This window comes from Vibrio minamisatsumaniensis, from assembly GCF_050337445.1.
GTDB classification, from domain to species: Bacteria; Pseudomonadota; Gammaproteobacteria; order Enterobacterales; family Vibrionaceae; genus Vibrio; species Vibrio artabrorum.
The window spans coordinates 1-16,986 of record NZ_JAKJSY010000009.1 but is presented as its reverse complement, the minus strand read 5'-3'; the positions used below and the strand labels follow the sequence as shown (position 1 = coordinate 16,986).

At 43.3% G+C, this 16,986-nt stretch carries 11 protein-coding genes; 3 read left to right on the top strand and 8 right to left on the bottom strand.

Going from position 1 to position 16,986, the window contains the following annotated elements:
* Window positions 1–39: 39 nt before the first annotated feature.
* The gene (locus L4B77_RS00995) at window positions 40–720 is read right to left on the bottom strand and encodes an inovirus Gp2 family protein (protein WP_011149425.1); all 681 of its coding nucleotides are present in this window, start codon (window positions 718–720) and stop codon (window positions 40–42) included.
* 514 nt (window positions 721–1,234) lie between these two features.
* Here L4B77_RS00995 and L4B77_RS00990 point away from each other — a divergent pair.
* On the top strand, window positions 1,235–2,071 hold the full coding sequence (locus L4B77_RS00990) for a hypothetical protein (protein ID WP_102938371.1): 837 nt from the start codon (window positions 1,235–1,237) through the stop codon (window positions 2,069–2,071).
* Between the two features lie 499 nt (window positions 2,072–2,570).
* Window positions 2,571–3,839 (top strand): O-acetylhomoserine aminocarboxypropyltransferase/cysteine synthase family protein, encoded by a 1,269-nt coding sequence (locus L4B77_RS00985; RefSeq protein WP_136973934.1) that lies wholly within the window; start codon window positions 2,571–2,573, stop codon window positions 3,837–3,839.
* Window positions 3,840–3,922: 83 nt separating this feature from the next.
* Here the strand turns inward: L4B77_RS00985 and glmS are convergent, their stop codons facing one another.
* Both glmS and L4B77_RS00975 read right to left on the bottom strand, forming a co-directional pair.
* Window positions 3,923–5,755 carry a glutamine--fructose-6-phosphate transaminase (isomerizing) gene (gene glmS, locus L4B77_RS00980; protein WP_429748147.1) on the bottom strand — a complete coding sequence of 611 codons (1,833 nt, stop codon included), beginning with the start codon at window positions 5,753–5,755 and terminating at the stop codon, window positions 3,923–3,925.
* 107 nt (window positions 5,756–5,862) lie between these two features.
* On the bottom strand, window positions 5,863–6,633 hold the full coding sequence (locus L4B77_RS00975; protein ID WP_261838801.1) for a DeoR/GlpR family DNA-binding transcription regulator: 771 nt from the start codon (window positions 6,631–6,633) through the stop codon (window positions 5,863–5,865).
* A 430-nt stretch (window positions 6,634–7,063) separates the two neighbouring features.
* Between L4B77_RS00975 and pykF the strand changes: the two genes are divergently transcribed.
* Window positions 7,064–8,476, top strand: a complete 1,413-nt coding sequence (gene pykF / locus L4B77_RS00970; protein WP_261838800.1) for a pyruvate kinase PykF — start codon at window positions 7,064–7,066, stop codon at window positions 8,474–8,476.
* Between the two features lie 563 nt (window positions 8,477–9,039).
* Here pykF and L4B77_RS00965 read toward each other — a convergent pair.
* The 5 genes from L4B77_RS00965 to leuO all read right to left on the bottom strand — a co-directional run bounded on the left by L4B77_RS00965 (window position 9,040) and on the right by leuO (window position 16,780).
* A complete protein-coding gene (locus L4B77_RS00965; RefSeq protein ID WP_429748146.1) occupies window positions 9,040–10,920 on the bottom strand; it encodes a sensor domain-containing diguanylate cyclase in 1,881 nt (626 codons plus the stop codon).
* 195 nt (window positions 10,921–11,115) lie between these two features.
* Window positions 11,116–11,610 carry an acetolactate synthase small subunit gene (gene ilvN, locus L4B77_RS00960; RefSeq protein WP_261838798.1) on the bottom strand — a complete coding sequence of 165 codons (495 nt, stop codon included), beginning with the start codon at window positions 11,608–11,610 and terminating at the stop codon, window positions 11,116–11,118.
* Window position 11,611: 1 nt separating this feature from the next.
* The gene (locus tag L4B77_RS00955) at window positions 11,612–13,351 is read right to left on the bottom strand and encodes an acetolactate synthase 3 large subunit (protein ID WP_429748145.1); all 1,740 of its coding nucleotides are present in this window, start codon (window positions 13,349–13,351) and stop codon (window positions 11,612–11,614) included.
* 460 nt (window positions 13,352–13,811) lie between these two features.
* The gene (locus L4B77_RS00950) at window positions 13,812–15,620 is read right to left on the bottom strand and encodes an AMP-dependent synthetase/ligase (protein WP_372040546.1); all 1,809 of its coding nucleotides are present in this window, start codon (window positions 15,618–15,620) and stop codon (window positions 13,812–13,814) included.
* Between the two features lie 200 nt (window positions 15,621–15,820).
* Window positions 15,821–16,780: a transcriptional regulator LeuO gene (leuO, locus tag L4B77_RS00945; protein WP_261838795.1), complete on the bottom strand. Its 960-nt coding sequence runs from the start codon at window positions 16,778–16,780 to the stop codon at window positions 15,821–15,823.
* Between the last annotated feature and the right edge of the window lie 206 nt (window positions 16,781–16,986).

The following is a 16,986-nucleotide window of genomic DNA, read 5'->3' as shown; positions in this document are numbered from 1 at the left end:
GTTATTCCCACAGGAACTGTGACTACCGTTTTTTTTAAGCTACTTATGGCTATGTCCGAAATTTCGTCTACCGCTACCAAAGTGCTTAGTGTTCTCTTTTGCTAGATAGCTAATGTGCTTGAAGAACTCATCAAACGCATCATCAAACGCATCAGAGTTACAATTCAAGCGGTGGATGACCACACTGTCGCTATTCTTTCGCTTTGAAAAATGGACTAATCCATTAGCTTCTTCGTAGTCGACACCGGCCACCCTCGCCCATGCCTCTACGATAAAAGAGCCTAAGTTCTCCTGTTGCGTTTGAGTTTTCCCCAACCAGTTAAATCTATCTTTGTTGAACATGAGTACTAGGTGATAGTGGTCGTTTATCGAGCTAGAGCGTTCCCTCACCCAAGCAATCCGCACTTTACAGGGGTGCACCCTAACACTCCCTTCTCTTTTCTTTCGTTTTCCGGAGTGATCAATCTGCGACTGTAATGAGCGTAAAAAATCGGTCATCACATTACCGCTCATTTCATTTTTCCTTAGCTTAGGAAACCTCAAATCCACGCGAATAGCCATCAACCGAGGATACTCGTCCAATGCGATATCAATCGTATTGTGCATTTTCTCTAAGTAGTCGAGATAGAGTGGACCGTGCTCGGTCTGGATAGGTCTACCCAGAAACGTTTTCTTGGTGGTTAGTCTGAGGTTTTTGTTTTTTCTAGAACGTACATTCATTCCTATCTACTCCTGTGTTTAGGTTCATAGATAGGTCTGTGTCGTTAATTTTAATTGCGTACTGTGAGTCACTAGGGGTGACTCAGTAGAGGGTAATATGTCGATGTAATGGGTGAATAGGTATGGTAGATATGACTGTAATAATACTAACCAGACAGACAATGCAAAAAACTGCTACGTATGAATTTCCTGTCCATCTAAAGGGGCAAGTGCTAGTTAACCATCAACACCTAGGCACTGAACTGCGGAAAATCGATGTCCTCTCCCCACTCTCGAATCCAAGTAAGTTACAAATTAAATGACAATCCATTGTTCTAGTTAATGAAGAGAGAGCTCGATAATGCCCACGACTTCAACAGCAAACCATCACGCCACAACAACCCAACGCATCCTCATTTACTCACATAAGACAAGACTATTAAAAAATATTTTTTACATAAAAATCAATCAAGTTGGAAGAATAAATTTATAATGGTATATCTAGCAAAATCGAAAAAACGTGGAAAATTACTCAATGTTCAACAATGAAGCCTCCCAAAACAACTTAAAAGAAACCGCAGTTTCTCAACATCCGTTGCACAACTTCATTAATCCATTTGATCGTCAAAATGAGTTTTTAGTACTTACTGATAGCCAAAAAACAGATGGTAGATTTACGCGTAGACAACATACTCCCTCATCACTTATCCAACTCAACTCATGGGCTGATTTCCAACCAATGACAAAGCCCTTTGAACCAAACTCTGAGATCTATGTTCTACCCTCTCACCCCCTCAGTGAGTCAACAAGACAGACCCACTTTATGGGGGCATCACTAGTTGAGTACGACAACATTTACCAATACATAGAGAAAAAAGCTCAAGAGTTGGGGTTTCGCCAGCAGCGCACCCAGAACCTAATTATTGTCACTATGTTGTTAGCAAAGAACTTTGATTTAATGATTGGTGGAGTCCCTATAGGAGGAAAATGGATAGCGGATAAACTCGGTACAAACACCTATAAAGTGAGTGATCGGCTGAAGGATTTAGAAGATATGAACCTGATTCGGCGATGCTCAAGACTCTCGAAAAAAGACAAAACAAAATTAACTGGCTTCATTGAATTGACTCCGTTTTTTTTGCTCAGCTTCACATCATTCTTTAGTAACAAGGATCATATCAACTACGAGCAATACTTAGCCTCAAAAGCAGCCACACAGAAAGGGGAACTCAGCTATCAAATCTACGGTGAGAAAGGGCACTTTGAATACAAAGATATAATCTATACCCTTAAAGTTAGGTTACTCGAATTAACTAGAAATCCTACGGTCTGTGATCAAGTAAAGGTAGCAGCATACAAAGCGTTACTGTAGCGCTAAAGGTTGATGTGAAGCTTTTACCTGAATTATCACAAAAAAGATGCACCGAAATAGAAAAGCATGTAATTAAAGTGATGAATAATGACAAGTTGTGATTAGCGTACAAAGTGCAACAAAAGCTCTAGGGCTCTTTAAACACTGAAATATTAAACATAATTAATATTTCAAATTGTYCTAAGTGTAATTTATGGATTGTTGTACCTAAAACGCAATGTACCACTAAATGTACCAACAATAAAAACAAGAACAAAATAATATTATAATTTACAATAAGTTAATGTTAAAAATTGAGTCTGGGAGGGCCACCAAATTAGAAAAGCCAGAACAGTTTACACTGCTCTGGCTTTTTGCTTTTCTAGCTCTGCACCTTCTCGCTCAACAATCTGACTCTCTCATCGAGTTCCCTCTATTTGACTAAAGATGCTTTTCTTTTATAAAAAAATCGGCAATATAAAAAAAGTACACAGACTATTCAATCGTTCAGGGAAGACTCATGAAAGACGAAACACTCTCGATTCACTTCGGCTACGAAACTGATCCAACAACCAAATCGGTTGCCACACCAATCTACCAAACCGTTGCTTACGAATTCGATGATGCACAACACGGTGCTGACCTCTTCAACCTTGCGGTACCAGGTAATATCTACACTCGCATAATGAACCCAACCAATGATGTGCTAGAAAAACGTATGGCTGCCTTAGAAGGTGGGATTGCGGGTTTGGTCGTGAGTGCGGGCAGTGCAGCAATCAACTATGCGATTCAAACATTGGCTCAAATCGGTGACAACATAGTTTCAACACCTCAGCTTTACGGCGGTACTTACACCCTATTTGCTCACATGCTGCCAAACCAAGGGATTGAAGTTCGCTTTGCTAAAGATGACAAACCAGAAAGCTTAGCAGCGCTGATCGATGAAAAAACCAAGGCGGTTTACTGTGAAAGTATTGGTAACCCAGCAGGTAATATTATCGACTTAGAGCGTGTTGCAGAACTTGCTCACGCACAAGGTGTGCCTGTGATTGTCGATAACACGGTGGCCACACCCGTGCTGTGTAAACCTATCGATTTTGGGGCCGACATCGTGGTGCATTCACTAACCAAATACGTGGGTGGTCACGGTACAACGTTAGGTGGCGTGATTGTCGATTCAGGCAAATTCCCATGGGCACAGCACAAGGACCGCTTCCCTGTATTTAATCAGCCAGAGCCTTCTTACCATGGTGTGGTGTATACCGAGGCCTTTGGTGAGGCTGCGTTTATTGGTCGTGCTAGAACCGTTCCCCTACGCAATACAGGTGCTGCACTGTCACCCATGAATGCTTTCATGCTGATGCAAGGTTTGGAGACGCTATCGCTGCGTATGGAGCGACACACAGAGAACGCCTTGAAAGTAGCTGAATACCTTAAGCAACACGAGAAAGTCAGTTGGGTGAGTTACGCTGGCCTACCTGATTCAGAATTCTACCCACTCGCCGAAAAGTACATGCAGGGTAAACCATCTGCGATTTTATCTTTTGGCTTAAAAGATGGTTACGAAGCCGGGGTTCGTTTTTACGATGCACTGCAAATCTTCAAACGCTTGGTCAACATTGGTGATGCGAAATCTCTCGCTTGTCACCCTGCTTCGACGACACACCGTCAACTAAGCGAAGCTGAACAGAAACAAGCTGGAGTATCACCAGAGATGATTCGCCTCTCAGTAGGTATTGAACACATTGATGATATCTTGGCTGATCTAGAGCAAGCACTGAGCGCTTAATGACGCCACTGCTTTAAGCTACAGACACAAAAAGCCCATCACGAGATGGGCTTTCTATTATCTACTTCTCAGATAATCTAGACTTACTCAACCGTTACTGCTTTCGCAAGGTTACGAGGTTGGTCAACGTCGGTACCTTTGATTAGCGCGACATGATAAGAAAGCAGCTGCATCGGGACGGTGTAGTAGATAGGTGCTATTACCTCACTAACGTGAGGCATCTTGATGATCTTCATGTTCTCATCGCTTTCAAAGCCAGCGTCTTCATCAGCGAATACGTAAAGTAGTCCACCACGAGCACGTACTTCTTCAACGTTCGATTTCAGCTTCTCTAGTAAGTCGTTGCTTGGTGCAATAACCACCACAGGCATATCGGCATCGATAAGCGCCAAAGGACCATGCTTAAGCTCACCCGCTGCGTATGCTTCTGCGTGGATGTAAGAGATCTCTTTCAGTTTAAGAGATGCTTCCATTGCGATTGGGTAGAACTCACCACGCCCCAAGAACAGTGTGTGGTGCTTATCAGCAAAATCAGGTGCTAGCGCTTCTATCTCTTTGTCAAACGCGAGTGCTTTCTCGATATCAGCTGGCAGTTGATGAAGTGCTTGGACGATCTCTGCTTCTTTCTGTTCATTGATGCGACCTTGTAGGCGACCCATTGACGTGACCATCATCAGCATTGCGGCGAGTTGAGTGGTGAAGGCTTTCGTCGAAGCCACGCCGATCTCTGTGCCTGCGCGAGTCATGAAGGCAAAATCAGATTCACGAACCAGCGAAGAACCCGCAACGTTACAGATGGTCATTGCTGACATGTAACCCTTCTCTTTTGCAAGACGAAGCGCAGCTAGCGTATCCGCGGTTTCCCCAGACTGAGACAGAGTCACCAGTAGGCTATTCGGGCGAACAACGAAATCACGATAGCGGAATTCAGAGGCGATCTCGACATCACAGCTTACACCAGCTAAAGACTCAAACCAGTAACGCGCCGCCATGCCTGAATTGTAAGACGTACCACATGCGATGATCTGCACATGTTCAACCTTGCTTAGGATCGCTTCCGCTTTAACGCCAATCGCGTTAGTGATAACTGATGAGTCAGAGATACGACCTTCCATCGTGTTGATTAACGCAGTGGGTTGCTCAAAGATCTCTTTCTGCATGAAGTGACGATATTGGCCTTTATCACCGGCATCGTGTTCTACGTTTGATTCAACAATTTCACGCTCAACACGCTCGCCCGCGACATCAAATACCGTCACATCACGACGAGTTACCTCAGCCACATCGCCCTCTTCTAAGTACATAAAGCGACGAGTGACGCTTAGCAGCGCTAACTGGTCAGAGGCAAGAAAGTTCTCACCGACGCCAAAACCGATCACAATAGGGCTACCAGAACGGGCCACAACAATACGGCTAGGATCTTTGCGATCAATAACAACCGTACCGTAAGCACCGTCTAACTGTTTTGCCGTTTTCTGTAGCGCTTCAAGCAAAGAAGCTGAAGTGCGACGTTCCCACTCCACTAAGTGAGCAATCACTTCGGTATCCGTTTGTGAAGTAAACACGTAGCCACGTTCTTGCAGCAGAGCGCGCAGTGCTTCGTGGTTTTCGATGATACCATTGTGTACCACGGCAATATCGCCCGACATGTGTGGATGTGCGTTCGCTTCAGACGGTTCACCGTGTGTCGCCCAACGTGTATGAGCAATACCGGTACCGCCAATCACCTGTTGCTCTTCTACCGCGTCAGCGAGCTCTTGTACTTTACCTAGGCGGCGCACACGAGTTAGGTTCGATTCGGTATCAACAACAGCAACACCTGCTGAATCGTAGCCACGGTATTCTAGACGGCGAAGGCCTTCGACCAAGATTTCGGCGACGTCACGCTGTGCTACTGCACCAACAATTCCACACATAGTTTCACTCCATCAATGTTGTTTTATTCCTATTGGCAGCAAGCAAAGGCCATATCTTTATTAAGATCAATTATAGGAAGGGAAATGCATAATATTTAAATTTGTTTTTACGCTGGATCAGTCAGGATCACGCGAACATCATGTGATTCGATACTTGCTTTAGATTCTTCGCCCAAGTCTGTATCGGTAATTAAGATGTCAATGTGTTCCCATGCCAGCTCTAAGTTCGGGATCTTTCGTCCCACTTTTTCCGACTCAACCATCACGATCACTTCTCGTGATACTTCAGCCATTACTTTGCTCAGGCCAACCAGTTCGTTAAACGTGGTTGTGCCTCTATCAAGGTCGATACCATCAGCCCCAATAAATAGTTGGTCAAAATCGTAAGCGCGAAGCACCGACTCTGCGACTTTGCCTTGGAAAGAGTCCGAATGGGTATCCCACGTGCCGCCAGTCATCAATAACGTCGGCTCACTTTCAAGCTCATTAAGCGCATTCGCAACGTGCAATGAGTTGGTCATAACAACCAAACCACGCTTGGCATTAAGCTGCTGAATTAGGGCCCCCGTAGTACTACCACTATCGATCACAATACGGTTATGGTCGCGAATTAAATCTGCAGCGGCTTTTGCCAACAAAACCTTTCGATTCGAAACCTTATAACCCAACTCTTCGTTGACCACTTCTTTCGGTAACGAAATCGCACCACCATAACGGCGTAAGAGTTGACCGTTTGTTTCCAAAGACGCCAAATCCTTTCTAATAGTGACTTCAGAGGTTTCGAATTTAGCGGATAACTCATCAACACTAACCTCCCCCTTTTCGTTCACTAGCTGTGAAATTGCATGTCTTCTGAGCTGAGTGTTTCGTTTCGACATTTATAAAAGACCATAATGTTTCGATGTGAAACTTATTATAGTTACAACGAAACTATTTAGTCCATTTATTTCGATCCAAAAAATTAATAAATAGCGATAAAACCTTGTCCTAAGACAATTGTTAAGCCGTGATATTGAACTCATTAGGTGGTAGAATCCGCACCCGAAAAGAAAAAAAATTACAAAACTGACTGTTATTTTTTTGCAACTTACCACCTATATAGTGGGGTAAGTCACAGAAAACCGATATTGAATCAAAATATTTTGGTCATAAAATGACTAAAATTGATGAAAGACTTACAACTCTGAAGGACATATTGGAAGTCCCGCGCTTTTACACAACAGGCACAAAATGTTGATGTAGCGGACCAATTCTTCAGAACTTAAATAAATTTGAAATTGTAACAATACTTACCGGAGAGTACCTTCCATGAAAAAGACCAAAATCGTATGTACGATTGGCCCTAAAACTGAATCTGTAGAGAAGCTAACTGAACTAGTAGATGCTGGCATGAACGTTATGCGTCTTAACTTCTCTCACGGTGATTTCGCAGAGCACGGCACTCGTATCGCGAACTTCCGTAAAGTAATGGAAAACAAAGGCGAGCAACTTGCTATCCTTCTAGATACTAAAGGTCCAGAAATCCGTACTATCAAACTTGAAGATGGTAACGACGTAGATCTAGTAGCTGGTCAAGAGTTCACTTTCACAACTGATGCTACAGTTGTTGGTAACAAAGACGTAGTAGCCGTAACTTACCTAGGTTTCGCGAAAGACTTATCTGCGGGTAACACGATTCTTGTTGATGACGGCCTGATCGAAATGGAAGTTATCGCAACCACAGACACTGAAGTTAAGTGTAAAGTTCTTAACAACGGTGCTCTAGGCGAAAACAAAGGTGTTAACCTTCCTGGCGTTTCTGTTCAACTTCCAGCGCTTTCTGAAAAAGACAAAGCTGACCTTAAGTTTGGCTGTGAGCAAGGCGTTGATTTCGTAGCGGCTTCTTTCATCCGTAAAGAAGACGATGTGAAAGAAATCCGTGAACTTCTAAACGCTAACGGCGGCGAGAGCATCCACATCATTTCTAAGATTGAAAACCAAGAAGGTGTAGATAACTTCGATTCAATCCTTGAAGCTTCTGACGGCATCATGGTTGCTCGTGGTGACCTAGGTGTTGAAATCCCAGCAGAAGAAGTAATCTTCGCTCAGAAGATGATGATCGAGAAGTGTAACCGCGCACGTAAGATGGTTATCACTGCAACTCAAATGCTTGACTCTATGATCAGCAACCCACGTCCAACTCGTGCTGAAGCGGGTGATGTTGCGAACGCAATCATGGATGGTACGGATGCAGTAATGCTTTCTGGTGAAACGGCTAAAGGTAAGTACCCAGTTGAAGCTGTGACTATTATGGCTCAAATCGCAAACCGTACTGATTCTGCTCTTAAAGCTGAACTGGGTTCTCGTCTAGACAGCCCACGTCTACGCATCACTGAAGCTGTATGTAAAGGCGCAGTGGATACAGCTGAAAAACTAGCTGCTCCTCTAATTGTGGTAGCAACTGACGGCGGCAAGTCTGCACGTTCAGTACGTAAGTACTTCCCAACAGCCAACATTCTAGCGCTGACGACTAACGCTAAGACTGCTGCACAGCTTGTACTAACTAAAGGTGTTAAGCCAGTTCTTGTTGATTCAATTGAAAGCACTGACGCTTTCTACATCAACGGTAAAGAGATTGCTCTACAATCAGGTCTAGGTAACAAAGGCGACATCGTAGTGATGGTATCTGGTGCTCTAGTTGCTTCTGGTACGACAAATACAGCATCTGTTCACGTTCTATAACAATGAACCGATTCGTATAAAATAGAAAAGAGGGCTTCGGCCCTCTTTTTTTATGAAAAAAACGTTCCTAAATGGCCAGTGCGCAGCTCCGTCAACATAAACAAAAGCGCACACCCTTTTGATTCACAGAACTACCACCCAAAAAACTCTTTGTGATGAGTATTGAGCAGTACAACCATAGGTAAAAAATACAACGCGCTAAGTTGAAAGCCAAGAACCGCTAATGCACCTATAGTTAGCCTCACTAAAAAATCGACAAACATACCACGCCTCTTTTAACCAGACAGTATGATCCCTTAAACTCTTGCTTCAGCGAACTTCATGATGGCTGCCAGTCAAATTATTGATAAGGGCCAAACAGTATCGTCCTTTACATCGGCTCAACACTCTATTTTGTATAGGGCTTAGCGTGATGCAATCTGAAACAATGTCGTTTACTTATCATTTATTTTAGCTCAAATTAGTACCGACATTAGACTTTAGTCTAACTGTATGAATTTTGTGATATCGCTCGCTCAACAATGCGATTTCGAATAAAACATAGAAGCCGGATCGATAAAACGTTAAGCAACATCAGCATGACTTGGATACATAGAAACGGTATTACGCCCAGAAGATTTCGATTGATAGAGCCCAACATCCGCGCATTTGTATGAACGAGTAGTGTTACTCGTCAAATCCGTGAATCCGATGCTCACTGTTACTTTAGTGCCCGCGGTTAGCTCTATCTCAATGCGTAAGCGTTCCAGTATGCGCTTCGCTTCAGGCAATGAAGTATGCGGCATCAGGAGTGCAAATTCCTCGCCACCTACCCTAGCCACGAAATCGGTACTGCGAAGGCTGTTCTGTAAGAGCTGAGCAACACCCGCTATCACACGATCACCTTCATCGTGACCAAGCTCGTCATTAATTCGCTTAAAGTTATCGATATCAACCAAAGCCAAACAAGTCGTGGCTTCATTAGGAGAATGCTCAATTAATCGAGCGTAGTACGCTAACTGTTCTTCGAACTTTCTTCGGTTCCAAAGGTTGCTCAAAGAGTCTCTCTCACTTAAAAAACGTAGGCGAACTTCAAGCTGTTTTCTTACGGTAATATCCACTAAGGATGTTATATAGTAGCTGATCCTTCCGGCGTTGTTTTGAACCGCCTGAATTCTCATGATGGCAGTAAATGGAATGCGATATTTGTTCTTACACAGAACCTCTGCTTCCCATACTTCTTGCTCAAGGTTTTGCCAAATTGAGTCACTAGAAAGCTCCTGATCGGTGTTTTCCAGAAGTAACTGCAAGGCATTATGCCCGATGACTTGGCTTTTGCTGTAACCCGTCATATTTTCAAATTCGCTATTGATCATCATAGTTCGATGGTGCTTATCAGAGATCATCACGGCCGACATCCCGCTTAATGCAGCGCGTGCCAACTTACTCTCTAGACTTCGACGCCGACAATGCGTCACAAAATAGGCAAACGGAAAGGCAAAAACCAGCACCGTAAACAGAACGATCATCTCTTCATGAACGAGATCATTCAGGTCGCGCTCAGCTCGCTTCATCAGTTGCTCCTGATTAAGTTGAATCAGCAGATGAGCCTTTTGATTGTTAGCGAGCGTAACCGTATTAAACGCAAACAAATTCCCATCTTCGAAAACATGTCCAGCCGGCTCATTCGACATCAATTCCCATGTCTTCGGTGCGATGTTCTTCAGGTTGTACGACTTTCTTTCTGGAATAGAGTCACCAAATAGCTTGCCGCTGTCGCTACTCGATATGTAATAGCCAGCCTCATTAAGTACTTCCGCTCTAAGATCATTATCCGGAGAAAAGCTAATACGTGACGATAAATCCATAATATCAAGGTTAATAACAAGATACCCCACTCGCTTACCTGCGGTTTCTACGGGGGTAAATACACGGATTGGAGGCATATAAGGGAAGGTTAACTCTCCATTCTCCGCATCAAGCTCAATCCCCCAACCACCAATCTGCTCGCTTTCTAGGTCTTGAGCGTGTTGGAAATAGTTGGAATCAGACTTATCTTGTAACTGTTGAGGGATCGTGACATTCCCTGTGTCTACAGAGTAATTGACTCGAACGCGTTCTTGACCAGTGGTGTCTAAAAGATAAATCTGTCGATACCATTTCTGATTAACAAGTACAGATTGCCAAACCTCTTCGAGTAAGCTTTTGGTTTGTTCAGATGGCGATATCGCAAAATTAACAAGGCTCTGACTGTGACTGAGCAACCCCATGACGGAGACCAATTGGGTCTTAATCAGGTCATAATCTCGTTTGGCATACACGAGCTGATGGACAGCTTGTATCGCCGAATAATCAAAACTCTGCTGTTTGACTTCTTTGTATCGCTGTAAGTAATAAAGAGCGACCGCTGAACAGAGTGTGATTGAGATGATCAGTAATGTTAAGATGGCTTTTTTGTTTCGCATTACTAGCTCGGTAAAAAAGAGAGCACCGATTATAGCACCCTAGAAAATGAACAAAATAAAAGCCGCTTTTAAAAGCGGCTTAGAAGCGGCTTAGAAGCGGCTTAGAAGCGGCTTAGAAGCGACTAAAACACATTATATTCGAAATAACCATTTCAAATAATCACCTTCAATTTACTCAATACTGGACGAGTCAACTTAGGCTTTTAAGGCTCGCTCACCTCGTGCGATCCCCACAACACCACTGCGAGCCACTTCAAGCACTTCGGTTACTTCAGATAAGGCTTGAATAAAAGCATCCAGCTTCTCACTGGTGCCCGCCATTTGAACGGTATATTGCGAAGCCGTTACATCGACTATCTGGCCACGGAAAATATCAGCGGTACGTTTCACTTCAGCACGAGCAAAACCGCTTGCTCGTACCTTGATCATCAACAATTCACGTTCGAGATGCTCAAACTCAGAGACCTCTTGTACCTTAAGTACATCAATCAGCTTGTGGAGCTGTTTCTGGATTTGTTCAAGCTGCATTTCGCTAGAATTAGTGGTCACGTTCAGACGAGAAAGCGTTGGATCATCCGTTGGGGATACATTCAAAGATTCGATGTTGTAGCCACGCTGAGAAAACAAACCAACCACTCGAGAAAGTGCACCAGGTTGGTTTTCCATTAATAGTGAAATGATGTGTCTCATATTATGTTCTCTCCGTTTTGCTTAGCCACATGTTATCCATACCCTCGCCTTTTATTTGCATTGGGTAAACGTGCTCGGTGTCATCAACACTGATGTCGACAAATACCAGACGATCTTTCATTGCTAATGCTTTTTCCAAGCCTGATTCCAATTCATCTGGAGATGAAATACGCATGCCAACATGACCATAAGCCTCTGCAATCGCCGCGAAATCAGGAACAGAGTCCATATATGAGTTAGAGTGACGACCTTGATAAACAATATCTTGCCACTGCTTTACCATTCCTAAGAAACGGTTGTTAAGGTTAATAATTTTAACCGGAATATTGTATTGCAACGCAGTTGATAGCTCTTGGATATTCATTTGGATACTGCCGTCACCAGTGACAACAACGACTTCTTCGTTGGGTTTGGCAAACTTAACGCCCATACCGGCAGGTAGACCAAAGCCCATCGTGCCTAAGCCACCAGAGTTAATCCAGCGACGTGGTTTATAGAACGGGTAGTATAGCGCAGCAAACATTTGATGTTGACCAACATCCGAAGCAACATAGGCATCGCCATTGGTTACTTTATACAGTGTTTCAATAACCTGCTGTGGCTTGATCCGCTCAGAAGATTTGTCATAGGCTAAACAATCGCGTTCTTGCCATTGCTGGATTTCACTCCACCAACTTTCCATCGCTTGTGCGTCATTGGTTCCACCTTGCTCAACCAGCAGATTCACCATGCTCTCTAGTACTTTTTCCGCAGAGCCAACAATCGGTAGATCCACTTTCACGTTCTTCGAGATAGAAGATGGATCGATATCAATGTGCATGATCTTCGCATCAGGGCAGTACTTGTCTAAGTTGTTGGTGGTACGGTCATCGAAACGTACGCCAATACCAAAGATCAAGTCTGCATTGTGCATCGCCATGTTGGCTTCATACAAGCCATGCATACCCAACATACCCAAGGCGTTTTTATGGGTACCAGGGAAAGCGCCAAGCCCCATTAAGGTACTTACCACGGGTAAATTCAGTGCCTCTGCTAATTTTAACAGCGGCTTATCTGCCTCAGAAATTACCGCACCACCACCGACGTAAAGGACCGGTTTTTTCGCATCAAGAAGTGCTTTTAGTGCCTTTTTGATCTGTCCTTTATGACCCGTAAGCGTTGGATTATACGAACGCATTTTAATCGTTTCTGGGTAGTCATAAGGAAGCTTGATTTGTGGATTGAGAATATCTTTAGGCAAATCAATAACCACAGGACCAGGTCGTCCTGTCGTTGAAATATAGAATGCTTTTTTAACGACGTCTGGGATATCTTCCGCTTTCTTAACCAAGAAGCTGTGTTTAACGATAGGGCGTGATACCCCCACGATGTCACACTCTTGGAAGGCGTCGTTACCAATCAGGTTATTTGGTACGTTACCAGAAATAACAATCATTGGGATTGAGTCCATATAGGCCGTTGCAATACCAGTAACGGTATTGGTCGCACCAGGACCAGAACAGACCAGAACCACACCCGGCTTACCGGTAGAACGGGTATAACCATCAGCCATATGAGTAGCAGCTTGTTCGTGGCGTACTAATACGTGCTTAATTTCGTCGGTTTTAGCATGCAGTGCATCATAAATATCAAGTACAGATCCTCCTGGGTAACCAAAGATTTGTTCTACACCTTCTTCAATCAGAGACTGCACCACCATCTCAGCGCCAGATAACATTGCTGTTTCAGGTTTTGTTGTCATATTACTCTCCTCACCAGTTTCCAATCACATTTGGTGAACATGTTGGGCTGGTTTTACATAGTCTAGGGCTTATTCGTAGCCTAATTCGAAATATTTTCACTTTCTCGGCTATGACTGTCTGTCGTGATAACAACAATCAGTAATACGAAACAACTTTAACGCTTTATTATCACTCGGTCTAACACCCACTAATAAGCAATAGTGGAAACAACCAGCATCAAACAGACAACCATCAAACAAAAACCAAATAAAATCGAAAAAACAGCCTTAACAACTAGAAAGCGAATAAAAAAAAGCACTTAATAATAAAAAATCACATAATAAACCCATAGAAAGAGATCGTTGGGATGTGCGCTCTCGCACATTGCGATAAATCATCAGATATAAAAAATCCCCCTAAAAATGCAATCACATTCGTAGAGGGATTTTCAAACAACTGAGCATTTATCTCACCTAAAAACTACTTATCTTTAGGCTTTTCAGTATACATTTCTTCGATTTCATCTTGATACTTGTCGTTGATAACTTTACGACGCAATTTTTGAGTCGGTGTCAGTTCGCCATCATCCATAGAAAATGCTTTGGGTAACAGTTTGAACTTCTTCACTTGTTCAAACTTAGCCAACTCTTGTTGCAGCCCATTCACGCGCTTCTCCAGCATCTCCACAATTTGGTGATGCTTAATCAATTCAACGCGATCGTGATACTTAATATTCAGTTCTTTTGCATACTCTTCTAGCGAGTCATAACAAGGGACAATCAATGCAGAAACGAATTTGCGCGTGTCAGCAATAACGGCAATTTGTTCAATAAAGTGATCTTTGCCGATCGCCCCTTCTACCACTTGCGGTGCAATGTACTTGCCGCCTGATGTTTTCATCAACTCTTTAATACGATCGGTAATAAACAGGTTACCATTCTCATCAAAATGGCCCGCATCGCCAGTTTTTAAGAAACCATGCTCATCAAATGTTTTTTCAGTTTCTTCGGGCATTTTATAGTAACCGCGCATCACCATCGGGCCTCGGACAAGAATTTCATCCTTAGCACCAATTTTCACTTCTGCGCCCGGCATAGACATGCCGATAGAGTCAGGATTAAAACAACGATCATCCCAACATGACACCGTCGCCGTGGTTTCTGTCATGCCGTAGCCCAGTTTTACATTGATGCCAATAGCATGGAAAAAGCGACCAATGGTTTCATCAAGCTTCGCGCCACCACATGGCATGAAGTTGATGTTACCGCCGAGTAGAGCTCGCAGTTTAGATAGCACAAGCTTATCGGCTAGCGCATGACTTTTTTTCAGCATCAATGATGGTGTGCGCCCTTGTTGGTGACAAACCGAGAGTTTAGCTCCCATATTCACCGCCCAAGTAAATACCACCTTACGAAGAAATGGCGCTTTGGATACCTTCTCGTGAATCGCAGAGAAAATCTTCTCGTAAAAGCGTGGAACCGCACACATTACGGTTGGTTTCACATCACCTAGAGCATCACGTACTTGCATTGTGTCTTGCAAATAACAGTTGGTTGCACCTTTATAGAGAACGTAGAAAGTCCAAGCACGTTCAAATACGTGCGATAAAGGTAAAAAGCATAATGACACATCATCTTGGCTTAAGCTTAGACGCTCATCGTGCCCCTCTAACTGATAACCAATATTAGAGTAATCAAGCATGACACCTTTTGGCTGACCGGTGGTACCCGAGGTATAGATAAGAGTCAGTAAGTCGTCCATGCTTGCATCAGCAAGACGCACATCAAGTTCGGCTTGTTGTGCTTCAACGCCACGCGCCATGAAGTCATTCCAAGATACGGCAAAGCTGTGTCCTTGCAGGTCGATGCCATCTGACATAGCCACAACAATGTCTAGCTGCTCGCACTCTTCAAACAGGCTAACCGCCGCATCAAACTGAGATTGCTCACCGACAAATAAGACCTTCACATCGGCATTCTGAATGATATAAGAAGACTGCGCTGCAGTATTTGTTGGATAAATAGGCACTGTAACAAGACGAGCTTGTAAAGAGGCAAAATCGGCCACCGTCCACTGAGGCATATTATTTGAGAAGATACCGATCTTATCTTGAACTCTCAACCCTTGGGCTAATAGCGCTAATGAAAGCGTATCAATCTGCTGTCCAAACTGCTCCCAACTAATACCTTGCCATACATTGTCGACTTTGTGCTTCAACGCTGTACGGTTGCCACCTTGGGCTATTTGGTCACGAAGTCTTTTTACAATATGAAAATCTAAATAGGCCATCTCTTTACCTTTGGCTTACACCTGCAAGCTTTTTTGAGCGCACAAGTGTACCTTCGATCATAAAAAAGGCAACTGACGAAGTTCTAAGTTATCAGTAATAGTACATCTCACCTCGCATTTTATACTTTCCCCGATTGTTAACATAAAAAATCCCTTAGCTAGAAACCTAGTTAAGGGCTTATAAATCATAGAATTAAGGCTTAGTTAAGCGCAACGACTTCGCCACAGATCATCATTAATTGATCTCGTAACCAAATGTGTCCTTTGTCCTTTTCACTTGATTCATGCCAACTTAGAAAGCCGGAAATCGCCGCATTATCGAATGGGAAATCCAGAATCTGAAGCTGCTCTTTGTTTGCTGCATGTTCTACCATCCAGCGAGGTGCAATCGTAACAAGTTCAGACTGACCGACAACGTAAAGAACGTTACTCAAGCTAGTACCTTCATAAAAAGGCATACAATCTAAGTCGCGGTAAGCCTGTTCAGAGAAGCTACGTTGACCATGAATACGAGACAGTTTTGCATGCTTTTCATTATGTAATTCTGCTGCTGTCACTTCACTGTTAATACGAGGGTGAAAAGCGGAAGCAACCACAACCAATTCATCTTGGAAAATTTCAGTGCTTGAGAAACCTTGTTCATCAAATCGAGCATAATCAATAACGAAGTCAATTTCTTGATAACGCATACGCTCAGAAAGTTGACGGTCAAACTCGGCATCCATATGCAGTTTAACGCTTGGTGCTTGTTCGTTGATTGTCGACATAATCTTAGGTGCAAAACGCATGTCACAAGGGCTGCAAATAGCCAGTTTAAACTGACGAGAAGATGACTCTGGAGAGAACACCGAACTTGGTAGTTCGTTGCGTACTAACTGTAGCGCTTGGCGAATTGGCCCAAACAACTGACGAGCACGTTGAGTCGGTTGAATACCACGACCTTGACGCATGAATAGTTCGTCATTAAACATCACTTTTAGGCGAGCCACAGCGTTACTTACGGCAGGTTGAGACATCCCCAAATTATGAGCGGCTCGCGTAATATTCTGTTCTTGCATTACTGCATCAAAGACAGTCAAAAGATTTAAGTCAACGCCACGCAAAGTGCTTTCCATTCTGTAGCTTGCAATAGCACTCATTGCGTCTTTTTTCTCTAACATTCAAGTAGCCTCTTGTCGATTCGACAGCATTAAATTGATAATTGTGAGGGAATAGATAACCAGTAATTCTTATATTTACCAGATCGATGATTCCTAACTTTCCATTACTATTAACCAATGCATCTCTAGCCACCAATAAGATTGATAAATAATCACTTAATTTTATATTTATATTAAACAAGATGATAAAAATCAAACACATAGCT